Raw genomic sequence first — 22350 nt, forward strand, 5'->3', positions numbered from 1 at the left:
TAGTTGAAAGAACAGGACAAAACAGACTTCTACCGAGTAAAACAAGTTTTCTGGTCAACTTTGCAAAGGGCCCTTTTTCTGGGTCATTCTGTCCCGGTAAAGACAAAATGACCCACATCAGCAAACCCGTTACCCCCTGTTTACGGCCGTTCAATCCGGAAACAGGGCCGCTTACCCTGAAAAGACTACAAGTTGCTTTCAATGGATCGAAAATTGCGTGTACCATGGCCCCCAGAACATGTGTCGCGAAAACGATTCGCGCCGCAACAAAACGGAAAGACAGATGACAACAAAAATTCTGATCTGCGACGATGAAGACGGGATGCGCCGCTATCTCGGCAAGATGCTGAAGAACTGGGGGCACCAGACGGAAAGCTTTTCCAGCCCGCTGCTGCTGCTGAAAAGCCTGCAGGAGATCGACAACACCCCCGATCTGCTGCTGCTCGACGTCAAGATGCCGGAAATGGACGGCATCGAAGTCCTGAAACAGCTGAAAGCCAGCCATCCGCAGCTGCCGGTGATCATGATGACCGGCCACGGCACCATAGATTCGGCTGTCGAAGCGATGAAGATCGGTGCCCACGATTACCTGACCAAACCGTTTCCACAGGAGAAACTGTTCGCCCTGGTCAAGCACACCCTGGAACAACAACATCTGCGCGAGGAAAACCTGGCCCTGAAAAAGGAACTACAGGATCAGAAGGTTCCGGCGGCACCGATTTTCCAGAGCGATAAATTCCGCCAAGCTTACGATCTGGCGCTGGCAGTCGCCGACAGCGACTCAAGTGTTCTGGTGCTGGGCGAGAGCGGAACCGGCAAAGAGCTGGTCGCCGCCGCCATTCATTATGCCAGCCCGCGCAAAGACAAGCGCTTCCTCGCCATCAACTGTGCTGCCCTCTCTGAAACATTGCTGGAAAGCCAGTTGTTCGGCCATGTCAAAGGTGCCTTTACCGGGGCGGTGCAGACGCAAAAAGGTTTACTGGAAGAGACTGATCAGGGAACCCTGTTTCTCGACGAAGTCGGCGAACTGACCCCGGCGCTGCAGGCAAAACTGCTACGGGTGCTGCAGGAAGGCGAATTCATCCCGGTCGGCGCAACCAAAACCAAACGGGTCGATGTGCGCTTCGTCGCCGCCACCAACAAAAACCTGCAGGATGAAGTCAATGTGGGAAACTTTCGCCAGGACCTGTTCTACCGACTCAACGTTATCAGTATCGAGCTACCACCGCTGCGCGACCGCTGCGAAGACATCGAACCTTTGGCGAAACACTTCCTCGACAATATTGCCAACAAGAGCCAGCGCAAAGTTCTTGGGATCGAACCAGAAGCCCTCGACGCGCTCAAAAGTTATCACTGGCCCGGCAATGTCCGTGAGCTGGAAAATGTCATGGAACGGTGCAGCATCCTTGCCCGCGGCGGCATGATCAAGAGTTCTCATCTGCCGTTTGAGGCGACACCGGAACCGCAGACCGAGAATGACTCCTTGCCACTTAACCTGCGCGACACCGAACGACTGCAGGTGATCCGTGCACTGAAAGAGACCCGCTGGAATAAAAGTCGCGCCGCCGCCCTGCTCGGCGTGACCCGCAAAACCATCGACCGCAAGATCAAGGAATTCGATCTGCAACAGGATGACCTTCTCGAATGACAGATGCTTTCCGTTCCAGTTTCCGTTCGATCCGCGGCAAACTGACCCTGGCTGCCGTCACCCCGTTGATGGTGATCCTGCTGCTGGTGTCGCTGGCCGCATCCTACCTGATCAATGCATCGATCGTCGAACAGACGCAGAAACAGATCCGCAACGATCTGAACGCAGCACGGGTTGTACTTGAGCAGGAACAGCAACGGCTCCACGAGGTTGTCCGTTTTACCGCGCGGGCAAACGAACTGCTGCAGGCCGTTGCTCTGAACGATATCAGCCAGATCAGTCATTTCCTCGATGACATCAAACAGCGCGAACAACTGGACATCCTCAACCTGACCGGGATCGACGGCAAACCTTTATTGCACAACGACCAGCAGATGGTGAAAGTTGCCGACTTCGTCTCCACGACATTGGAGCAGGGTCACTACCATGGCACCGTGCTGATGAGCGAAACAGAGCTGCGCCGGGAAAGCCGAGATCTACCGAAAAAGGCACAGATTTTCGCACCGGGTCAGAGCAAAATTCCGAGCGAACGACGTGGCATGTTCCTGATCGCCTCAACCCTTCTGCTCGACGCCAAAGGCAACCCGCTCGGCTGCCTTTACGGCGGTGCATTGCTGAATAACAACCTGCCCCTGATCGACCGCATCAGCGAACTGGTTTACGGCGATGACGATTTTGAGGGTGTCGCCATCGGCAGCGCCACCATCTTTCTCGGCAAGCAGCGGATTGCAACTACCGTCCGGCTGAAAAACGGCAAACGCGCCATCGGCACCAAAGTCTCCGAAGAGGTTGCGGAAGCAGTCCTGAACCGGGGCGAGTTCTGGCTGGCACGGGCCAAAGTTGTTGATGAATGGTACCTGACCGCTTACGAACCGATCTTCGACGATAACGGCAAAGCCCTCGGCGCGCTCTACGTCGGCATGCTGGAAAAACCGTTGACGGCCGTGAAGTCACGCTCCTTCATGACCCTCTTCGGTCTGTTGATTCTCGGTTGTCTGCTCGGCGGATTGCTGTCCGGCTATATCGCTCGCCGTCTTTCCCGGCCATTGCTGGCACTGGCGACGTCGGCAGAGAAGATTGCCGGTGGAGAGCGCAATGTGCCCTTGCCGATTGCCGGGCAGGACGAAGTCGGCCACCTGACGATGGCCTTCGCCGACATGACCAGTGCCCTGAAAAGAAGTGATGACGAACTGCAGAAACTTAACCGGCAACTGGAAAAGAAGGTGGAAGAACGCACCTCGCAGCTGGAAGAAAAAAGTCTGCAGCTGATCAAAACCCAGGAGCAGCTGTTGCGCCACGAGAAACTGGCTGCGATCGGTTCGCTGGCGACCGGCGTTGCCCATGAAATCAACAACCCTGCGGCAATCATCCGCGGCAACGTGGAGATTCTGCAGATGAGCCTGCCGGCAGATTGTGAAGAGCAGGAAGAGGTGAGCGAAATCAAAAAGCAGGTTGAACGCGTCTCGCTGATTACCCGCAACCTGCTTAATTTTGCCGGCAAGCAGGAACTGGCCACTGACCAGGTTGACTTAAGGCAACTGCTGCAAGAAATCCTCGCCCAGATCAGTCATCAGCAGCCGATCGATCAGGTCGAGATCGATTTTCAGCTTAACAACCTGCCGCTGATCCCCGGCGACCGCGAGCGACTTCGCCAGGTTTTCACCAACATCGTCCTCAACGCTTTGCAGGCAATGAACGGTACCGGCTCTCTCTGTGTACACGGGGACATCGACAACCGGCAAGCCTGCCTGCGCATCAGCGATACCGGCCCCGGCATCCCGGAGGAAATCCGGGAAAAAATCTTCAACCCCTTCTTCACTACCAAAAAGCAGGGAACCGGCCTCGGCCTGTCCGTTTCTTACGGCATCATCAAGGCGCACGGTGGTTCTATCAGTATTGACAGCTCTGAGCAGGGCAGCAGCTTTTTAATCTGCCTCCCCCTGGGAAACCACCCAGCCAACTAAAAAAGAGTATTTCGGTAAAAAATCTCCTCTCTTTGCTGCATTTCGGTTGAGTTTTGTTAGCATTAGGTAAACCATAGCGAAAGAAGCCTCATTAAGCACAGTACATACACTGGGTGTTTCACCCCAGTTTGGCGGGGGGAAAATCTTCGCGCTAGGGTCTTTTTTCCACGAAAAAAGAGGGAAAATGACTATTTTCGTCCGCAATTTTAAACATAGCTATCTTGTTAATATAAATGGAGTATTTCTTTTACCAGTAGCTAGACGATAAATAGGCTTCGCTATATAGTGCTTTATTCGAAATATTATATTAAATTTCTTGATCAATATCCTGATTGAGTGTTATTAAATGACGATCGAGAATATTCTTTAACTAATGAGCAAATACCAAGAAGCTCACTAAGCAAAAGGAGAATAAACCAATGGATTACCGTAAACTGATCATGATCGGCCTTGTCCTGCTCGCTTTCAGCGTCACCAGCGCTCTGGCAGTTGATGGTGGCAACCCGCGCAAGGGCAAGTATCTGTTCAAAAAGAACTGCAAAAGCTGCCACACCGAAGGTGCTGAAGGCGGCTCGGTCACTCCGCTGTCCAAAACCATGGCCCAGTGGGACAAGTTCTTCAAAGACAACAAGCACCCGGGCGACTCCTGGAGCAACTTCGGTGAGCAGGACCTGCTGGACATCAACCAGTTCCTGTTTGACCATGCCGTTGACTCGGATCAGCCGGAGACTTGCGGTTAATTATTTACAAGCGCAACACTATCAGGCTCCCGTGCCCTGCTGAGACTGGAGCCTGTTTTCACCCCCCTCAAACCTAAATCGGAGGCCCACAAAATGAAGAGATATCTTCTGATGATGCTGGCAGCTATGATGCTCATCCCGAGCCTGGCGCTGGCGGCACCATCCATCGAGGAACTGCAACAACAAATCGCCGACATCGTCGAGCAACTGGAAGACCTGGAAGACCGCGTGGAAGGCCCTGAGCGCCATACCGCGACTGACCGTATTCAGTGGTACGGTGATATGCGTGCTACTGTTGATAGTGTGCACTATCAGGACGTGACCTGGAATCCAGGCCTAAAAATTAATTTTACTGATTTTCTTCATAAGGCTACCACTGATCCAGATTGGAATACTAATAACGGGGCAGCAATGGCCGCATTTAGTACACAATTTGGCTTATTGAATCCCACTCTGGCAGGCCAATTGCCTGCTATGATTGGAGCATATGATCCAAATAATCCGCTAACCCATCCAGGAACCATGGATGCCGGCCTCTCTGCTGGAGCTAGAACTTACGATATCAACAATGATCTGTTTTACACCACCCGCCTGCGTCTCGGCATGAAGGCGAAGATCTATGACAACATGAGCTTTTCCGGCCGTCTGTCTATGTACAAGAACTGGGGAGACTCTGTCGGCACTAACGTGTTTGACTCCTGGGATGCCTTCACCATGGACGGCACTAACGGTGGTAGCACTACTGGTGACTTTGTGCGGGTTGAACGTGCTTATTTCAATTGGACAAACCTTGCTGACGGCAATCTTTACTTCTCAGTCGGTCGTCGTCCATCGACCTATGGTTCGCCAACCAACTATCGTGAGAATACTAAACGTGGCGGCACCCCGTCCGGTCATTTGGTTAACTTCAACTTCGACGGTATTACCATTGGCTACCATGCAGAGGACCTGATTGGCCTCGAAGGGGCTGCGATCCGTTTTTGCTATGGCCAAGGATACGAGTCAGAGTGGGGTAATGGTGAATTGTTTAACAACCAAGGGGACACATCTGATACACATTTGGGCGGATTCAATATCGATCTGATGAACACCGATTCGACCCTGATCCAGATCACGGCTTTCCGTGCAATGGATGTTGTTGATGGTTTCAAAGGTTCGTTCGCCTTCCCGTCCGAACTTATGCGGATTTTCGCCCCTACTATTTATACCGATGCTCAGGCGTTCACCAACTTTAATTTCATGACACGCTACACCCCATCTACCGTTATTGGCGACATCAACCTGCTCGGAATTAATGGTTCTTACGAAACTTTAGACGGCATGGTCTTTTTCGGTTCGGTCGGCATGACTCAGCTGGAGTCAAACGGCGAGGTCGGCTTGTTTGGCGGCATGGGTAAAGATGCTATTTTCGAAGCTCAATTGACTGAAAACGGTGATGCAATCTACCTAGCCCCTGTTGCAGCGGAAGACGGCGATGACACTAACGAAGGTTATGGTGTCTATGTCGGTATGCAGATCCCGGCTCCGATGGGTAAATTTGGCCTCGAATACAACTACGGTTCCAAGTACTGGACACCGTTCACCCAGGCACAGGATGATGTTATGGGCAGCAAACTGGCCACCCGTGGTCACGCTGCTGAGGCCTACTACATCTTCGAAGTCAACCGGAATGCCTTCATCAAAATCGGCGGCATCTATTATGACTACGAGTACTCTGGTAGCGGTTCACCTGTCGGCAAACCTCAAAAGGTTGAAGACGTCAAGGACGGCACTGCATACTCGTTACTGCCGGTTGTCGACAAAGCCTGGGATGCATACGCACAGGTTCACATGAAGTGGTAAATCTCTGAATTTACATTATCAGAGCAAAAAGGAGCGACCGATTGGTCGCTCCTTTTTTTTGGCTTTCGCTCATCCTTTCAGGTAGATTAAATATTCATTCTGAAATGCTTTGAATTTTTCATTTCTTCCGGACTTTATGAACAACGAATTTATCCAGATCATTGTCGCTCTGGCGACATTGCTGTTCGGTGCTCTTGTCGGCGGCCGCCTGGCAATGCTTTGTCGTATTCCGCGGGTAACCGGTTACCTGCTGGCAGGGTTACTGGTAGGGCCATCCTTTGCGGGGATTTTCGGTCTGCCTCAGCTGGTGTCCCGCTTTGCGCTGGGCGAGTTGCGTATTATATCTGATATCGCACTGGCTCTGATCCTGATGAACATCGGTGGTCAGCTGCGCACGGAAAACCTGCGCCGCTGGAAACATCGCATCTACCTTTTCTCTGCCGGTGAAGCTTTAACAACGGGCCTGCTGGTCGGCCTCTCAGTTTTCTGCGTCAACCAATTCATTCTACAAACTGTTTTATCCTCGTTAACCCTGCTGCAGACATCAACCCTGTTCGGTGTTTTTACCGGCATTATAGGCATTGCGACGGCTCCGGCCGCGACCCTGATGGTCATCCGGGAATATGAAGCGGATGGGCCTGTCACCAACGTGCTGCTGACACTGGTCGGTCTGAACAATCTGATCTCTGCGTTTGCTTTTGCGATCGCTGCACAGTTGCTGGTCAGCAGTAATGGCAACCTGGCCAGCCTTGGCTACCAGCTGGCTATGCCCCTACTTGTCGGTGGCGCACTCGGTTTTTTCGCTTCGGTCTGGGCGCAGCGACTGGAGCTGGGGAGCGAGCATAAAATCCTGCTGCTGGCCGGGGTCACCAGCGCTGTTGCCATCAGTCGCACCATAGGCCTTGAGCCACTGCTGACCTGCATGGCGATGGGCGCGGTGCTGGCCAACAGTTCGCCCCGCTGGCACCGGCTGGTCAAATCGCTCAATGAGATCGATTACCCGCTTTACGTCGTTTTTTTCGTGCTCGCGGGAGCAAACCTGCACATTCAGACTCTCGGCCATATCGGCCTGCTCGGAGTGGCCTACGTTATCGCGCGCACCCTCGGAAAAATCGCTGGTGGCTGGCTGGGTGCAAAAATCGGCAATTTCGGCCAACGGGAACAAACCTGGATCGGGATGACCCTGCTGGCCCAGGCGGGGATGGCGATCGGTCTGGCGGCAACTCTGGCCAACCTGTGGCCGGAAGGCGGAGCGCTGGTCCAGACCGTGATACTCGGCTCGGTGGTTATTTTCGAGCTGGTCGGCCCGCTGGCTGTTCGGCACGGCTTGGTCAAAGCGGGCGAGGTGCCGATCCTCTCGGTATTGCGCAAAAGAGCTCCCCAGGGGGCGATGGAGGGGCTGCACAGTGTCGCCCACCACTTCCGTATCAACCTTGGCCTGCCTGCCGGGCACAACGTTGAAAACCCCGGCGATATCCTGGTGCGCCATATCATGCGGCACAATGTCGAGACAATTCATCATGGCACCCATTTCCAGGAACTGCTGCAGGTCATCGCTCACAGTCGCTACGACCGCTTCCCGGTCGTTGATGACGAGCGTAACTTTATCGGTATGATTAACTACACCGAAATTCGCAATTTGCTGTTCGACCCAGACCTCTCCGACCTATTGGTGGCGCAGGATCTGGCCTCGTCCGCAGTCCATTCGATTCCGCCGGACACGTCCCTGCGGGATGCGTTAAAAACGTTCCAAAAGAAACGCAACATCAGTTACTTTCCGGTGATCGACCCGGAAAACCCGAAAAAACTGCTCGGTATTCTCAGCCAGAACGATGTGCTGGCTGCTTTCCGCAAGTTAAATCTGGATAGTTGACAAATCTTTATAGCCACCAAGGTACCAAGTACACCAAGAAAAGCCTTAAACCTTCTTGGGGTAAAATTTTATTTGCAGTTCTTGGTGTCCTTGGTGACTTGGTGGCAAACAAAAAAAGGGCGCCCCAACCGGGACGCCCTGAGATCGACTATCTAAATTTTCCGTTATTTTTCAAGAAACTTCTTCGCAGAATCAGCCTGCGGTGAATCCGGGTACTCTTCGATCACCTTCTGCATCGTTGTACGCGCATTCTGACCATCACCCAAAGCGTTGAATGCGAGTCCCTGTTTCAACATGGCCGCTGGCGCTTTGGGGTGGCTGGCGTGCTTGCTGATAACATCCTGCAGCTGCAGAATCGCCAGCTCGTACTTCTTCTCGCCGTAAAGCGCCTCACCAGTCCAGTAGAGTGCGTTGACATAAAGGTCGTGCTGCGGATATTTATCGGTAAATGTCTTCAGCAGCTTACGCCCCTCGGCAAATTCCATGTCTTTGCGAACCAGGTCGAGGGCACGCTGATAAAGTTCTTCGGCAGTTTCTTTTTTCACCGCCGGGGCTTCAACACCCGGCTGAGGTGCAACCGGCTGGCTCGGGGGGACAGCGACAGGTTGCTGTTCCAGCCTATCTACCCGACCGGCCAGATCTGCGAGCTGCAAGCCTAGATCATCTTTGGTCAGTTGCAGGTCATCGATCAGTTGCTGGTTGTTTTGCCCAAGATCGTCAAGACGGCCATTGATTGATTGAAAATCAACCCGCAAGGTATCAAGTCCGGCAACCAGTTCCGCCACCTGACGCTGCAGGCTGTCGCCACCGACAACTGCACTGGTTTCGGCCGAGGCTTCTTGCATCTCCAGCCGGGCGAGACGACGCTTCATCTCGGCTAGATCTTTCTCCATCCGCAGTTGTTCCTGTGTTGGTGGAACGCAGCCCGTCAGCAACAGGATAGAGATTAAAATCACTCCATAGCGCATGTCGTCCTCCTGAAACAAAAAGGGCCGCACATCAAAACAATGTGCGGCCCGGAAAAGCTAAACCAGTGATTTAACGCTTAACCTTGAACTCAGCACGGCGATTTTTTGCCCATGCAGTTTCGGTCTTAGCCGGATCGAGAGGCATCTCTTCACCGTAAGAGATGACGCTCAGGCGACTGGCGGAAACACCGAGGGAAACCAGGTAGTTCTTGGTAGCCAAGGCACGCTTCTCACCCAGCGCCAAGTTGTACTCGTCGGAACCACGCTCATCACAGTGACCTTCGATCTTCACCATCACACCAGGAGCCGCTTTCAGAAGTTTGGCATTGTTGGCCAGAGTGTCTTTGGCGACATCAGTCAACAGGTACTGATCAAAATCGAAATAAACCCGCATCAGGCCGGCAGCAGCCTTTTCGGCGGCACTCATAGTGCTGCTGGAGCTGCTTGAAGGCATCTCGTTGACCGATTCTTCAACAACTGCAACCGGCTGTTGCTCTTCAACAACGGAAACTTGGGGAGTCTCTTCAACAACAGCTTCTTCGGCAACCGGTTTTTTTGCACAACCGGCAGCCAGCAGGGTGAGAACGAAAAGCATCACCAGCAGGCGGGTGCTTAAGTTTTGCATAACAACCACTCCTTTCGCATACGCGATAAAAAAGATAGAGATTTCGCTATTTATCCAGCTAACCTGCACATTATACAGAAGCAGAGCACAAAAACAACACCAGTTTCAGGCATTTTCCGCATTGTGCCGTATTTTACCAGCGTCCCGACCAGGCCGGATGCGTGTCGTCGCCACCGGGCGCGGAGATGCGGCGAGCACCTGTGCCATCAGCACGCATGATCCAGATCGATTTTTCATTGTCGCGGTCGAGTGAATATACCAGGAAGCGGCCATCCGGACTCCAGCGCGGATGTTCTTTGCTGCCGGGCCCAAACGTCAGCCGGCGCTCGTCGCTGCCATCCGGGTTAATGGTAAAAATATCGAACCGCTTGTCTTCCAGTCGGGCAAAAGCAATCCGGTCGCCCTTCGGACTCCAGGCCGGGGTCGCGTTGTACTTGCCCTCGAAGGTCAGACGGCTGACATCGAGTGTGTGAACATCGACGATAAACACGTTCGGGTTACCGCGCCGGTCGGAGACGAAGGCAATGCGGTTGCCATCGGGACTCCAGCTCGGGTCGACATCGATACCATAGTGCTTGGTCAAACGTTTGTGGATGGTGCCGTCGGTGCCGATCAGGTAAAGCTCGGAGTTCTTGTCTTTCGACAGCGTCAGCGCGACTTCACGCCCGTCCGGGCTGTAACGGCCACCGATATTCAACCCCTCTTTCAGCGACATGCGCGACTCGCGCCCGGTGTAGATCTCCTTGCGATAAAGATCGGGGTTGCCCGCTTTGTACGAGGTAAAAATCATCTCTTTTCGCTTGGGGGCAAAATCCGGGTTGAGGACGATGGTGCGATGATCGGTCAGCCGCAACGGCTTGTCGCCGTCGACATCCATCATGTAGAGCTCTTTGCGCCCGGTGCGGTTGGAGATATAAGCGATACGGCTGGAAAACGGCCCGAGCTCTCCGGTCAGGCCCTGCATCACCTGGTCCGCAAAGGCGTGCGCGATGCGACGAACATCCTTTGCCTTGCCGAGATAGCGCCGACCGGTCAACAACCGCCGGGTGATAACATCGTAAAGTCGCAGTTCGATGGTCATCTTGTCGCCTTCAAAGCGGTACCCACCTTTGATCAGCGCCTCGGCACCGAGCAGCTTCCACTGGGCGAAATCAACATCAATGCTGCGCAGGGTCAGTTTGGCGGCGTCACCCAGAAAGGACGCGGGATCAACCAGATCAAACAGCCCGGAAAGATCGAGATCATTCTCCAGCACCTGCTGAAACTCTTCTGCGATCCCGGCTTGCGGGGCAGTCATTGGCAACAGCTTGGTGATCGCCAGTGGAATGGTCTGCTCACCGGGCGAGCTGATTTCGATTTCAATTGCCGTGGCAGAAAAAGCAAATAGCAGGCTTGCGAGAAGAGATAAAAACAAAAAACGCAAAAATCTCATCGTCGGTCCATCAATTCTTTGAGGTTAAAGGTTACGGTTATCGGTGTTGTATCAGGTAATGACTGGCCAAGATTTCTTGACCGGATAATCGCTTTGGTCAGGGAATCATCAAACGCCTGCACACCTGATTTTTCGAGAAACTCGTATTTCTGCAGCTCACCAGCCGCGTTGTAAAAAAGCCTGACCCGCGCTTCCAGGTCCTTGATGCCCGACAAATAAGGCGAGTAGCTCCAGTTTGCCTGTATCAGCTCACGAATGTAAGCAACTGCAGCAACACCGACCTCATCCCCTTTGCCATCAAGCATACCGACCGGCGCATCCACAACCGGTGATTCGATCTGCTGACTTTCTGCAGCTGCTGCCGCTCGCAACGCATCCAACCGATTTTTCCGCTTCTCTTCAGCCTTTTGTTTTTCAATTTTGGCACGCAGTGCAGCCATGGCATCCAGACGTGCATCATCCTGTGCCTTGCTGACCGCAGGTTTCGGTTCGGGCTTCGGCTCAGGTTTTGGCTGCGGCTTCGGGGTCGGTTTCACCACCGGCTTTGGTGTGGGTTTCGGCTCGGGTTTGGGCGGTAGCGGAATCGGTTTCGGCTTGGCCTTCGGTTTTGGCTTAGGTTTCGGTTTTTCCTGAGTCACCACCGCTTCCGGGCGGCCGGCCTGCGGATTTTTTACAATCTTGTTGACCAGGTTGACCCGATAAACCGGTGGCTTGGCCGGCTCTTTCTTCGGAAACAGGGGAGTGTGGTAGATGATAGGCAGCAAGATGTGGAGCAGCAGAGACACCAGCAGCATACGCCGGAAACCCGGATCGAACACTGACTTCAGCTGCTTCCAGCGCTGCTTGCGGGAAGATTCCATCTGGTCCGGCTATTCCTCGGGGAGGCGGGTGACCATCCCCAGCTTTTCGATGCCGGCACGCTTGACCGCCGCCATCACCTGCACTACGCGACCGTAGGGGACTTTTTGATCAGCCTCGAGAAAGACCTCGCGGTCCGGCTTGCCTTTAAGAGCCTGCTGCAACACCGGTCCGAGTTTGCTGATGGTTTTCACCTCGGCCTTACCGATGAAAATCTTGCCGTCACGCTGCATGGTCACCACCAGAGGCTCCTGTTGGGCCGGCAAGCCCGGAGATTCCTCGACTTCCGGCAGGTCGACCTGCACCCCCTGGTCGAGCATCGGTGCGGTCACCATGAAGATGATCAGCAGCACCAGCATGACATCGACGAAGGGCGTCACGTTGATCTGCGACAGGCTGCTGCGGGCTCTGCGACCCTGGTTGCCGACTTCCATCTAGCTGCGCTCCATCCGCTCGACGATATTGAGGAACTCCTGGCTGAAGTTATCCATCTCGCCGATCAGCACGTTGACTTTGTTAAGGAAGTGGTTGTAGCCCATAACTGCCGGAATCGCTGCCGCCAGACCGATCGCGGTGGCGATCAGCGCCTCGGAGATACCGGGGGCAACAACGGCTAGGGATGCGCTGCCGGTCTGACCGATACCGTGGAATGCGTCCATAATGCCCCAGACGGTACCGAACAGGCCGATAAAAGGCGCCGTTGAACCGGTGGTCGCAAGGAAGGTCAGGTATTTTTCCAGCCGGTGGGTCTCCTGCGTCGTTGCCCGGCGCAGGGCTCGGCCGACGATTTCAGTGGTGTCCATTTCGCTGGAGAAATCATGGTCTTCATCAGGGTTGGCCGATTTCTTCTTCAGCTGCAACATCTCGTGATAACCTTCGCGGAACAGGGTTGCCAGCGGCGAGTTGCTGAAATCCTTGATCCCCTGGCCAACCACGTCGAAACGTTTCTTGCTCCAGAAAAAATCGAGGAATCGATCCGACTCCTTAATCGCTTTCTGCACGATGGTGAATTTGTAAAAAATGATCGCCCAGGAAACCAGCGAAAAATAGACCAGAATCAGCAGCACCAGTTTAACAACCGGCCCCGCCTGCAATACCAGATCGAACAAGAGCGTTCTCCTTTTGTTCGGATTGAAAATCGTTGAATTAATGTTCGCCAGATTATCTTGCAGCGCCAGCGGCAAGTCAAGTGAGGTTACAGATCAGCGGCAGATTGAAAATAGCTGTTTAAATGTTTGCGCAAATGGGCAGCTGTCACGCTATCGGGCGAGCGTAGCAGGAAACGCTGTAAAGCCGGCAAATCATCCAGATCTTCCCAGCCCTGCAACTGCACGCAGTCAATACCGCTCTGATCGACCCGCCGGAGTGTTTCCGCTAGCACCTCTTCAGTGCTCCAGGCCATGCTGTTGAAAAGTTGCGGCTGGTGCTGTGATTCGCCGACCAGCACGTAACCGCCGTCGCTCGCCGGAGCCAGCACCACCTCGACCTCTTCCAGTGCGACACAAGCTTGCTCGATCAATTCCAGCGGCAGGTCGGGGGAATCGCTACCAATCAGTACCGCCTGCCGATAGCCCTGCTGAAGAAATCCGTTCAGCGCCGCCGCCATGCGCGCTCCGATATCCTCTCCTTGCTGCGGTACCAGAACGGCTTCAGGATATTCAGCCTCGAACCAGCTGCGCTCACCGGCGTAGCAGATGGCCAGATCGCAGCAATCGAGCTGCTGCATACGGCTGACGGTTTCTCGCAAGCTGCATTCATAAAAGGTTGCAGCCTCTCTTAAATCGAGGGGAGGGCAGAGACGGGTTTTACACTGACCGATGATCGGTTGCTTGGCAAATATCCCCAGAATCGCATTTTTGCGCATTTTCGTTATCGACTTATCCACAACGTCCACAGGCTTTTCCACAGCTATCTCGAGTTCTGCTCTTCCACCATGGCGTAGGCCGAGTGATTGTGAATCGACTCGAAGTTCTCACACTGCACCTTGAACCACGCGATCTGCGGTACGGAACGCAACTTTTCGGTCACGGCACGAACCATATCCTCAACGAACATCGGGTTGTCGTAAGCCTGCTCGGTGACGGCCTTTTCGTCTTCCCGTTTTAGCAGTGAATAGACCTGGCAACTGGCGCAGCTCTCAACCCAGGCGATCAGGTCTTCCAGCCAGACATGCTCTTTGTAGCGGATCTGCACCGTGACGATGCTGCGCTGGTTATGAGCGCCACGCTCGCTGATCTCTTTCGAGCAGGGGCAGAGAGATGTCACCGGAATGCTCGCCTCAAGGACGAAATCGAATTTTTTGCCCAGAGTGCCAACCATACGGCACTGGTATTCCAGCAGGCTGCGGGCACCGGAAACCGGTGCGGTCTTCTCGATAAAATAGGGGAAATCAAGCTCCAAGTGAGCGCGGGTCGCTTCCAATCGCTGCTTCATTTCCGCCAGGATGGTGCCGATGTTCTCGATGCTGATCGAGCCATGATAGAGATTGAGCACCTCGATAAAACGGCTCATGTGGGTGCCTTTAAACTCTTCCGGCAGGTCGACGTACATGTTGACCCTCGCCACCGTATGTTGCTTTTCCTTGTGCTTGTCCTGCACCACGATCGGATAGCGGATATCTTTCACCCCCACCTTGTCGATAGCGATGTTGCGGGTGTCGCGGCTCTGTTGCATGTCGGGCATTTTTGCCATTTTCGTTCGCCCCCTTATCCGCGATCCACGTAGGCAACCGGATCCTCGGCCCCGGCATCGGCAAAACCTTTCAGCCGCAGGATGCAGGAATCGCAGTGGCCGCAGGACAGCCCTTCCGGCGTCGGGTCGTAACAGGAATGGGTCAGGCCGTAGTCAACGCCGAGAGACAAGCCTTTTTCGATAATCTGCGCCTTGGTCAGGTCGATCAGCGGAGCGTGAATGTTGTAGGGATTGCCTTCAACACCCGCCTTGGTCGACAGATTCGCCATGGTTTGAAACGCTTCGACAAACTCGGGACGGCAGTCGGGGTAACCGGAATAATCGAGAGCATTGACGCCGATGTAGATATCGGAGGCGCCGAGCACCTCCGCCCAGCCGAGGGCAAAAGAAAGGAAAATGGTATTGCGCGCCGGAACATAAGTCACCGGGATCTCGTCCGGGCTTTCGCCGTCTTTCGGTACATCGATATCGGCGGTCAGTGCACTGCCGCCCATCTGCCGCATGTCGACATCGATCACCATGTGCTCCTTGGCGCCGATCTTCGGAGCGTACTCACGCGCTTTGTCCAGTTCGACGGTATGCCGCTGGCCGTAAGAGAAGCTGAGCGCGTACGGCTCGAAACCTTCTGCCCGGGCGATCGCCATGCAGGTGGTCGAATCGAGCCCGCCGCTGTAAAGAACCACAGCTTTTTTCATCTTTTAACCTCACCTTTTCAAATTTGCTAACTGGGCGCGGAGCATAGTCGCTCGCCCGTATGCAGTCAAGCCCCCCCCCCCGGTTCACGGAACGGGTCAGCCTTCCAGCCGATGCACTTTCAGCAGGTTAGTGGTTCCGGGATCGGAGAGCGGGCTGCCCATGGTAATGACAACAACATCGCCCTTTTTGAGCAGGCCGGAGTCAACAACCGCCGCATCGACCGAAGAAATCTGCTCCTCGGTGTTCCCCAGAATCGGCACCTTGAGCGAACGGACACCGGCGTAAAGGGCCATACGGCGCCGCACGTGCGTTGTCGGCGTCACTGCCAGAATCGGCAAGTTCGGTTTATACTTGGCCACCAGCGCCGCAGTGCTACCGGTCTGGGTGAAAGCGAGGATAGCCGAAGCGCCTACCGATTCCGCGACCCGGCAGGCAGCGCGGCCGATCGCTTCGGTCAAATTGTCATCGTCAGCAAAGCTGTTTTGCAGTTCCTCCCGGTGGATTAAAAGATCCGGGTCCGATTCGACATCACGGGCAACCCGGTCCATCACCTTGACGGCCGCCTGGGGGTATTTTCCAGCCGCGGTTTCGCCGCTGAGCATCACGGCATCGGTGCCATCGAGAATGGCGTTGGCTACGTCGGACGTTTCCGCCCGCGTCGGACGCGGATTGCTGATCATGCTCTCCAGCATCTGGGTCGCGGTGATCACCGGCTTGCCGGCAAAGTTGCATTTACGGATGATCATCTTCTGAATCAGCGGCACTTTTTCCGAAGGGATCTCCACCCCCAGGTCGCCGCGCGCCACCATCACCCCGTCGGTGACAGCGAGAATTTCATCAAAATTATCAACCGCCTCCGGTTTTTCTATCTTGGCGATGACCTTGATCCCCGAATTCTGCAGCGCGATCTGGGTTTTCAACCGCTGAACCTCGTCGGCCGTACGAACAAAAGAAAGAGCGACCCAGTCGACCTCGTTATCGATGCAGAATTGCAGGTCCTGCATATCCTTTTCGGTCATCGCCGGTGCGGAGACATTCACCCCCGGCAAATTGATACCCTTGCGATCTTTCAACAGGCCACCGATAATCACCCGGCAAAAAACAATCTCGCCCTCAATCCGCGTCACCGACAGTTCCAGTCGACCGTCATCAAGCAGAATCTGATCGCCGGGCAGAACGTCCTGCGGCAAGGCCCGGTAAATCGTTGGAATCACGCCATCAGTTCCCTCGACATCGGCCGTGGTGATCTGCACTTCCTGGCCAGCCTCCAATTGTTGGCTGCCCCCTTTCATCAAGCCGGTACGGATCTTCGGTCCCTGCAGGTCGCCGAGAATGGCAACAGCCTGCTTGTGCTTGCGGGAGATTTCCCGAATCTGCTCTATTTTTTCTGCTTTTGAGGCAGCATCGCCGTGAGAGAAATTGATACGGAATACGTTCACGCCAGCTTTCATCAAGCTCTCGAGGCCGTCCTCAGTATCGCACGCCGGACCGACTGTCGCGACGATCTTTGTCCGTCTTTGCATAAGGTTCTATCTCCTGAAGTTTTTCGTTTGAAAATCAGAGTCCTAGCATAGCAGTCTGTTGCCCCCTTGGCGACTGGCGTGTTATATAATTCTGTTTGTCAGAGATTGTTGAGCTTTTCCATTAATGATGGATCAAACACCCCATGAAACGATTTATAAAATATTTCTTGCTCTGCCTGGTTGCCATGCCGCTGCTCGGCGCAGCAACCCTGGTCGGTGCCTATTTTTACGTTTCCGCCACCCTGCCAAAGGTGGAGACCCTTTCCGATTACCGTCCACCACTGATCACCCGGATTTACGCCGACGACGGCACCATCATCGCCGAGTACTCGAAAGAACGGCGCATCCTGGTGCCTTTTGAGAAGATGCCGAAGCAGCTGGTGCAGGCCTTCGTTGCCGCGGAAGATGCCAGCTTTTTCAAACACCAGGGGCTCGATTTCCAGTCGATCCTGCGCGCCGCGCTGAAGAACGTCAAAGCAGGCGGTATCGCCCAAGGTGGCAGCACCATCACCCAGCAGGTGGCGAAAAAACTGCTGCTGACATCGGAGCGAACCTTCACGCGTAAATTCAAAGAGGCGATCCTCTCCCTGCGGATGGAAAAATACCTGAGCAAGGAAGATATCCTTTATCTCTACCTTAACCAGATTTATCTCGGCCACCGCGCTTACGGCGTGGAGGCGGCCGCAGAGAATTATTTCGACAAAAATGTCGAGCAGCTGACCCTGGCCGAATGTGCCATCCTCGCCGGACTGCCGCAGGCACCGAGCCGTTATTCCCCCTACCGGAACTACGACCGGGCGATGAAACGGCAAAAATACGTACTGGAGCGAATGGTCAAGGAAGGTTTCATCACCCAGGTCGAAGCGGATGCCGCAGCAGCCGAAGAGGTGGCGATCAAGCCACGTCTGAACAACCTGCTGGAAGTCACCGCCTACTTCAACGAGCAGGTCCGCCGCTACCTTGAGGAGCGTTTCGGCAGTGACCTGCTCTACACTGGAGGGCTGCAGGTCGAGACCAGCATTAACCTGCCGATGCAGCATGTCGCCCGCGAAGCGGTCAAGGAGAACCTGCGCAACCACGCCAAGCGGCAAGGCTTCCGCGCGGTGGAAACCGTGTTGGATGAAGAGGCCCAGCAGGAGTTTTTCGCCGAACAGATTGAAACCTTTAGCGATGAACCGCTGCAGATCGGTGACTTTGCCGAAGCTATCGTTATCGGCCAGCAGGGTGATCAGATCCTCTGCAAGCTGGCTGACACAACGGGAGTCATTTCGATCAAAGAGAGCAAATGGGCTGGTCCTTTACGTGTGGTTCCCGCTGAAGAAGAAGCCAGCGGCAACCGCGACGAAGATGGCAACCGGCAGGAAACAAAGCTGCCGCTCGGTTCGGTGATCGAAGTCCGGCTGGTCGCCAACAGCACGGAACCCTGGCAACTCAGCCTGGAGCAACACCCGATCGCCCAGGGCGCGCTGGTCGCCATCGATCCCTTCACCGGTCAGATCAAGGCGATGGTCGGCGGTTACGAGTTCAGCGAGAGCCAGTTCAACCGCGCCACCCAGGCAAAACGTCTGCCCGGCTCTGCGATCAAACCGATTATTTACGCCGCCGCGCTCGATAAAGGCTATACACCGGCCAGCGTTATCCTCGATACGCCGCTGATTTACGAAGAAAAAGTCGACACCGGCGAACTGGAAGAGTGGAAACCGCGCAATTACGAAGAGAAGTTTTACGGTCCGACCAGTTTCCGCAAAGCCCTAGCCAAATCGCGCAACGTCGTCACCATCAAGATCCTGGAGGATATCGGCATCAACTACGCGGCCAATTACGCCAGTAAACTGGGCATCGAAACCCCGATGCAGCGCGACTTGACCATGGGGCTTGGTTCGACAGCAGTCACCCCGCTGGAGATGCTGACCGCCTACACCGTCTTCGCCAACGGCGGCATCCTGGTGCCACCGACCTATATCACCAGGATCAAGGACCGTGATGGCCGTATCCTTGAATCGATCGATCCGGCAGATTTTTCTACTGGCATGGCCGAGGACCAGCGGCTGATCCGCAAGCCGCCGCGGCGGGTGATCTCACCTGAGACCGCCTACCTGATCACCAACATCATGGAGAGCGTCGTGCGCGAGGGCACCGGCTGGCGCGCCAAAGCGATCGACCGGCCGTCGGCGGGCAAAACCGGCACAACCAACGACCTGAAGGACGCCTGGTATGTCGGTTACATCCCACAATTGGCTTGTGTTTCCTGGGTCGGCTACGACCAGGAAAGGCCCCTAGGTAAAAGCGAAACCGGCTCACGGGCAGCAGCCCCTGCCTGGGTTGACTTTATGAAGGAAGCGGTCAAGCAGTACCCGCTTGCCAACTTCAAGGTTCCGGACAGTATCGAATTCCACCCGGTCGATGAGAAAAACGGTTTATTGCTGGCTGAGGACGACCCCGAAGCTTATTACGAGGCCTTCGCACCAGGCACAGCCCCAACCAAGATGAGTGATGAAGATCAGCTTAAGGCACGTGATTTCTTCCGTCTCGAGATGGACGTTTTCTAAAACGTCCGCAGCATGGCAAATAAAAAAGGAGCAACCATTCCGGCTGCTCCTTTTTTCGTGTTTATGTCGACGGCGTTCAGACTGCCTCTTTTTCCAACGACGCCCCTGAATCATCTCTGCGGGACCGGAACATCCGGCCAAGCACATTGTCGATCTGTTCAGACGTCATCCAGCCATGAGCAAAACAGATCGCCCCCAGCATACGGTGCGGTCGCCCCGCCAGATTATCTTCAACCTGCTGGTCAAGAGCCCATTTCAGCTGCTCACTGCTGATATATTTCATATCCACCGCAATAACACCAAAGCGGGAGCAGTACGACTGGAAACTTGCATCTGTTTTTTTCATGCGACCATCCTATCTTCCCCCTATCGAACTTTGACAATTATGTTGTCAAAGCATCGGTGTTATAACGACTGTCCGGTGAAAAAACCGATCAGTGCTAGGCAAAGCGCTCGGGGAAATCAGTAAAAACTCCGTTAACACCCCAGTTTTTCAACTGTTCAAGCTTATCAGCTTCATTAACTGTAAAGGCAAGCAGCTTGCGTTTTTCTGTCCCTGCCTTCACCACCAAAGCCTGATCAATACTGGCTTTATTCAGATTCAGCGACCAGAGATTCAACTCCTCGGCCAGCTGCCAGGTTCGCTCATCCACAGTATCGGCAACCAGCGCCAAAGGCAGGGACGGAAGAATAGCCGACAGCTCTCTTAACTCTTTCTCATACAATGATGATGCCAAAATCTTCGGCAGCCGCTGGCGGGCAGCAAAGCGCTGCTCCAGCAGACGGGCAACGGCGCTTCCAGTCCGCGCCCCTTTTAACTCTATATTGACTGCTGCACGGCCAAGCGCCAACTCCAGAACCTCGTCCAGCAAAGGGATCTTTTCTCCATCTCCAGCATCCAGCTGTTGCAGCTCATCGTACCTGAAATCGCTGACCCGGCCATTGCCGTTGGTTGTGCGCTGCAAGGTCTCATCGTGAATCACCACCAACTCACCATCGGCGCTGAGATGGACATCCAGTTCCAGCCACTTGGCTCCAGCATCAAGCGCCTTTGCAAATGCCAGCAAGGTATTTTCGGGCCAGCAGCCGCTGGCACCACGATGAGCAATGATCAAAAAGTCGGACATGGGCAGAACTCCGGACAAAGAAAAGGCCCCGTCTCGCGGAGCCCTTTGGCGCTGCATCGGCGAAAACCGTCAATGCTGGGGGATCACGTAAAACAGGATGGAAAAGAAATGGCACAGGCTGCCGGTCAGCACAAACAGGTGCCAGATAGCGTGATTATACGGCAGACGCCGCCAGAGATAAAAGACCACCCCGCCGCTGTAAGCCAAGCCTCCGGCCAGCAGTAACAACAGGCCACCGGTGTCGACGGCACCAAGCATCGGCTTGATGGCGATCAGCACGATCCAGCCCATGGCCAGATAAACAGCGGTGGAAATGCCGGCAATACGACCGAGCATGGTCGCCTTGAGAATGATCCCGAGCAGGGCAAGGCCCCAGACGGTACCGAACAGTGACCAGCCCCAGGGACCACGCAGGCTGACCAGCGTAAAAGGCGTATAAGTCCCGGCGATCAAAAGATAAATCGCCGAATGATCAAGCACCTTGAGGACGCGCTTTGCACCTGGCAGCGGGATGCTATGGTACAGGGTCGAAGTCGCGTAGGAAAGAATCAGCGTCGTGCCGAAAATGCTGCAGGCGGTGATATGCCAGGCATTGCCATGGACACTGGCAAAGCCAACCAGCACCGCCAGGCCGCCGATCGACAGCAGCATGCCCAAGCCATGGGTGACGCTGTTGGCGATCTCTTCGGCACAACTGTATTGGGAAACGGCTCTATCAGACATCTTACTTCTCCAGCGTTTTAAGTTACCTAAAGCGTACCATGAGCACTGTGTAGAAGAGGTGAGGGCAAATAAGCTTTTACTTTTCTTTTACCTGGAGCGGAAAACAAATTTTTACTGGCAGCAAACAAAAAAGCAGCTTATCTTTACCGGCGCGTTTTACCCATTATTTACGGAGACATTCGTGACCGAAAACACCAGGCGCCTGTTGCCAACCATCAGCCTGATCAGTGCCATGCTGCTCTGGGCCAGCTCTTTCGTCGCCCTGAAGATTGCCTTTCGCGGCTATCACCCGATGCAGGTGATCTTCGGCCGCATGTTCATCGCCAGCCTCTGTTTTCTTCCCTTCATCCCGGCGTTCAGTAAACTGAACTGGCGCAAGCAGGACCTGAAATACCTGTTGATCATGGCGATTTGCGAACCCTGCCTCTATTTCATTTTCGAGGCCAAAGCACTTGAACTGACCAGCGCATCCCAGGCCGGCATGATCACCGCCATCCTGCCGCTGCTGGTCGCTATACTCGCCTGGGCCTGGTTGAAAGAGCAGATCAGCCGCCAGACCCTGATCGGTTTTTCCCTGGCGATTGCCGGAGCCTGCTGGCTCAGCCTGGCCAGCGAAACCAGCATTAATGCACCGAACCCCTTGCTCGGTAATTTTTACGAGTTTCTGGCGATGGTCTGTGCTGCCGGTTACACGGTGTCGCTCAAACATCTGAGCGAAAATTACCCGCCGCTGTTCCTGACTGCAGTCCAGGCGTTTCTCGGCAGCCTGTTTTTCTTCCCCTTTCTGCTGCTGCCGAGTATCGGTTTTCCCGGCCACTTGCAGGCGACTCCGGCCGTTGCCATAATCTATCTCGGCACCTTCATCACCTTTGGCGCTTACGGCTGCTATAATTACGGCGTCAGTCGCATCCCCGCCAGCCAGGCGGCGGGCTACGTCAACCTGATTCCGGTGTTCGGCGTCATCCTCGGCATGCTGATCCTCGGCGACCGTCTCAACTTTGCCCAATGGCTGGCCTGCGGACTGGTCTTTTGCGGAGTCTGGCTGAGCAGTCGCAGCAAAAAACCTCTGGTGCAGCCGGCCACCTGAAAGG

General features: G+C 54.6%; 20 protein-coding genes. 7 read left to right on the forward strand and 13 right to left on the reverse strand.

Going from position 1 to position 22350, the window contains the following annotated elements; all coding sequences use genetic code 11:
- Nucleotides 1–283 precede the first annotated feature (283 nt).
- From BUB13_RS12240 to BUB13_RS12260, 5 genes are all read left to right on the forward strand, one after another.
- Complete coding sequence (locus BUB13_RS12240; protein WP_072909175.1) at nucleotides 284–1648, forward strand: sigma-54-dependent transcriptional regulator; 1365 nt, start codon at nucleotides 284–286, stop codon at nucleotides 1646–1648.
- A complete protein-coding gene (locus BUB13_RS12245) occupies nucleotides 1645–3612 on the forward strand; it encodes a HAMP domain-containing histidine kinase (protein WP_072909057.1) in 1968 nt (655 codons plus the stop codon). The genes BUB13_RS12240 and BUB13_RS12245 overlap by 4 nt, the downstream gene beginning before the upstream one ends.
- A gap of 419 nt (nucleotides 3613–4031) precedes the next feature.
- Entirely contained in the window at nucleotides 4032–4352 is a 321-nt protein-coding gene (locus BUB13_RS12250; protein ID WP_072909058.1) for a cytochrome c, read from the forward strand.
- Between the two features lie 93 nt (nucleotides 4353–4445).
- A complete protein-coding gene (locus BUB13_RS12255) occupies nucleotides 4446–6194 on the forward strand; it encodes a DUF3373 family protein (protein ID WP_072909059.1) in 1749 nt (582 codons plus the stop codon).
- Between the two features lie 136 nt (nucleotides 6195–6330).
- Nucleotides 6331–8067: a cation:proton antiporter domain-containing protein gene (locus tag BUB13_RS12260; protein ID WP_072909060.1), complete on the forward strand. Its 1737-nt coding sequence runs from the start codon at nucleotides 6331–6333 to the stop codon at nucleotides 8065–8067.
- 164 nt (nucleotides 8068–8231) lie between these two features.
- On the opposite strand, the gene ybgF is transcribed toward BUB13_RS12260, so the two are convergent.
- From ybgF to pyk, 10 genes are all read right to left on the reverse strand, one after another.
- On the reverse strand, nucleotides 8232–9035 hold the full coding sequence (gene ybgF / locus BUB13_RS12265) for a tol-pal system protein YbgF (RefSeq protein ID WP_072909061.1): 804 nt from the start codon (nucleotides 9033–9035) through the stop codon (nucleotides 8232–8234).
- Nucleotides 9036–9105: 70 nt separating this feature from the next.
- Complete coding sequence (gene pal, locus BUB13_RS12270) at nucleotides 9106–9660, reverse strand: peptidoglycan-associated lipoprotein Pal (RefSeq protein WP_072909062.1); 555 nt, start codon at nucleotides 9658–9660, stop codon at nucleotides 9106–9108.
- 133 nt (nucleotides 9661–9793) lie between these two features.
- Nucleotides 9794–11092: a Tol-Pal system beta propeller repeat protein TolB gene (tolB, locus tag BUB13_RS12275; protein ID WP_072909063.1), complete on the reverse strand. Its 1299-nt coding sequence runs from the start codon at nucleotides 11090–11092 to the stop codon at nucleotides 9794–9796.
- Nucleotides 11089–11952, reverse strand: coding sequence for a TonB C-terminal domain-containing protein (locus BUB13_RS18825; RefSeq protein ID WP_139249377.1), 864 nt, complete (start codon nucleotides 11950–11952; stop codon nucleotides 11089–11091). The genes tolB and BUB13_RS18825 overlap by 4 nt, the downstream gene beginning before the upstream one ends.
- Nucleotides 11953–11961: 9 nt before the next feature.
- Complete coding sequence (gene tolR / locus BUB13_RS12290) at nucleotides 11962–12384, reverse strand: protein TolR (protein WP_072909066.1); 423 nt, start codon at nucleotides 12382–12384, stop codon at nucleotides 11962–11964.
- A complete protein-coding gene (gene tolQ, locus BUB13_RS12295) occupies nucleotides 12385–13059 on the reverse strand; it encodes a protein TolQ (protein ID WP_084092069.1) in 675 nt (224 codons plus the stop codon).
- A gap of 86 nt (nucleotides 13060–13145) precedes the next feature.
- Nucleotides 13146–13844 carry a TIGR04282 family arsenosugar biosynthesis glycosyltransferase gene (locus BUB13_RS12300; protein WP_139249378.1) on the reverse strand — a complete coding sequence of 233 codons (699 nt, stop codon included), beginning with the start codon at nucleotides 13842–13844 and terminating at the stop codon, nucleotides 13146–13148.
- 14 nt (nucleotides 13845–13858) lie between these two features.
- Nucleotides 13859–14641, reverse strand: coding sequence for a GTP cyclohydrolase FolE2 (folE2, locus tag BUB13_RS12305; protein ID WP_072909068.1), 783 nt, complete (start codon nucleotides 14639–14641; stop codon nucleotides 13859–13861).
- Nucleotides 14642–14655: 14 nt separating this feature from the next.
- Nucleotides 14656–15336, reverse strand: coding sequence for a 7-cyano-7-deazaguanine synthase QueC (queC, locus tag BUB13_RS12310; RefSeq protein ID WP_072909069.1), 681 nt, complete (start codon nucleotides 15334–15336; stop codon nucleotides 14656–14658).
- A 96-nt stretch (nucleotides 15337–15432) separates the two neighbouring features.
- Nucleotides 15433–16860 carry a pyruvate kinase gene (gene pyk / locus BUB13_RS12315; protein ID WP_072909070.1) on the reverse strand — a complete coding sequence of 476 codons (1428 nt, stop codon included), beginning with the start codon at nucleotides 16858–16860 and terminating at the stop codon, nucleotides 15433–15435.
- 143 nt (nucleotides 16861–17003) lie between these two features.
- On the opposite strand from pyk, the gene BUB13_RS12320 reads away from it, so the two are divergent.
- Entirely contained in the window at nucleotides 17004–19409 is a 2406-nt protein-coding gene (locus BUB13_RS12320) for a penicillin-binding protein 1A (RefSeq protein WP_072909071.1), read from the forward strand.
- 76 nt (nucleotides 19410–19485) lie between these two features.
- On the opposite strand, the gene BUB13_RS12325 is transcribed toward BUB13_RS12320, so the two are convergent.
- The 3 genes from BUB13_RS12325 to trhA form a co-directional block, all read right to left on the reverse strand.
- Nucleotides 19486–19755 carry a hypothetical protein gene (locus BUB13_RS12325; protein ID WP_072909072.1) on the reverse strand — a complete coding sequence of 90 codons (270 nt, stop codon included), beginning with the start codon at nucleotides 19753–19755 and terminating at the stop codon, nucleotides 19486–19488.
- A gap of 94 nt (nucleotides 19756–19849) precedes the next feature.
- Entirely contained in the window at nucleotides 19850–20536 is a 687-nt protein-coding gene (locus tag BUB13_RS12330; protein WP_072909073.1) for a glycerophosphodiester phosphodiesterase, read from the reverse strand.
- Between the two features lie 69 nt (nucleotides 20537–20605).
- Complete coding sequence (gene trhA, locus BUB13_RS12335) at nucleotides 20606–21259, reverse strand: PAQR family membrane homeostasis protein TrhA (protein WP_072909074.1); 654 nt, start codon at nucleotides 21257–21259, stop codon at nucleotides 20606–20608.
- 181 nt (nucleotides 21260–21440) lie between these two features.
- Between trhA and BUB13_RS12340 the strand changes: the two genes are divergently transcribed.
- A complete protein-coding gene (locus BUB13_RS12340; RefSeq protein ID WP_072909177.1) occupies nucleotides 21441–22346 on the forward strand; it encodes a DMT family transporter in 906 nt (301 codons plus the stop codon).
- Nucleotides 22347–22350 lie beyond the last annotated feature (4 nt).

Origin of the sequence: Malonomonas rubra DSM 5091 (assembly GCF_900142125.1) — a bacterium.
GTDB lineage: Bacteria > Desulfobacterota > Desulfuromonadia > Desulfuromonadales > Geopsychrobacteraceae > Malonomonas > Malonomonas rubra.

Excerpts from the sequence above, each read along its gene's own strand:
- BUB13_RS12245 (WP_072909057.1), top strand. The coding sequence starts at position 1,645 with ATGACAGATGCTTTCCGTTCCAGTTTCCGTTCGATCCGCGGCAAACTG.
- tolR (WP_072909066.1), bottom strand. The coding sequence starts at position 12,384 with ATGGAAGTCGGCAACCAGGGTCGCAGAGCCCGCAGCAGCCTGTCGCAG.
- trhA (WP_072909074.1), bottom strand. The coding sequence starts at position 21,259 with ATGTCTGATAGAGCCGTTTCCCAATACAGTTGTGCCGAAGAGATCGCC.
- BUB13_RS12320 (WP_072909071.1), top strand. The coding sequence starts at position 17,004 with ATGAAACGATTTATAAAATATTTCTTGCTCTGCCTGGTTGCCATGCCG.
- BUB13_RS12250 (WP_072909058.1), top strand. The coding sequence starts at position 4,032 with ATGGATTACCGTAAACTGATCATGATCGGCCTTGTCCTGCTCGCTTTC.
- BUB13_RS12325 (WP_072909072.1), bottom strand. The coding sequence starts at position 19,755 with ATGAAAAAAACAGATGCAAGTTTCCAGTCGTACTGCTCCCGCTTTGGT.
- tolB (WP_072909063.1), bottom strand. The coding sequence starts at position 11,092 with ATGAGATTTTTGCGTTTTTTGTTTTTATCTCTTCTCGCAAGCCTGCTA.
- pal (WP_072909062.1), bottom strand. The coding sequence starts at position 9,660 with ATGCAAAACTTAAGCACCCGCCTGCTGGTGATGCTTTTCGTTCTCACC.
- BUB13_RS18825 (WP_139249377.1), bottom strand. The coding sequence starts at position 11,952 with ATGGAATCTTCCCGCAAGCAGCGCTGGAAGCAGCTGAAGTCAGTGTTC.
- BUB13_RS12260 (WP_072909060.1), top strand. The coding sequence starts at position 6,331 with ATGAACAACGAATTTATCCAGATCATTGTCGCTCTGGCGACATTGCTG.
- BUB13_RS12330 (WP_072909073.1), bottom strand. The coding sequence starts at position 20,536 with ATGTCCGACTTTTTGATCATTGCTCATCGTGGTGCCAGCGGCTGCTGG.
- BUB13_RS12240 (WP_072909175.1), top strand. The coding sequence starts at position 284 with ATGACAACAAAAATTCTGATCTGCGACGATGAAGACGGGATGCGCCGC.
- queC (WP_072909069.1), bottom strand. The coding sequence starts at position 15,336 with ATGAAAAAAGCTGTGGTTCTTTACAGCGGCGGGCTCGATTCGACCACC.
- folE2 (WP_072909068.1), bottom strand. The coding sequence starts at position 14,641 with ATGGCAAAAATGCCCGACATGCAACAGAGCCGCGACACCCGCAACATC.
- BUB13_RS12255 (WP_072909059.1), top strand. The coding sequence starts at position 4,446 with ATGAAGAGATATCTTCTGATGATGCTGGCAGCTATGATGCTCATCCCG.
- pyk (WP_072909070.1), bottom strand. The coding sequence starts at position 16,860 with ATGCAAAGACGGACAAAGATCGTCGCGACAGTCGGTCCGGCGTGCGAT.
- ybgF (WP_072909061.1), bottom strand. The coding sequence starts at position 9,035 with ATGCGCTATGGAGTGATTTTAATCTCTATCCTGTTGCTGACGGGCTGC.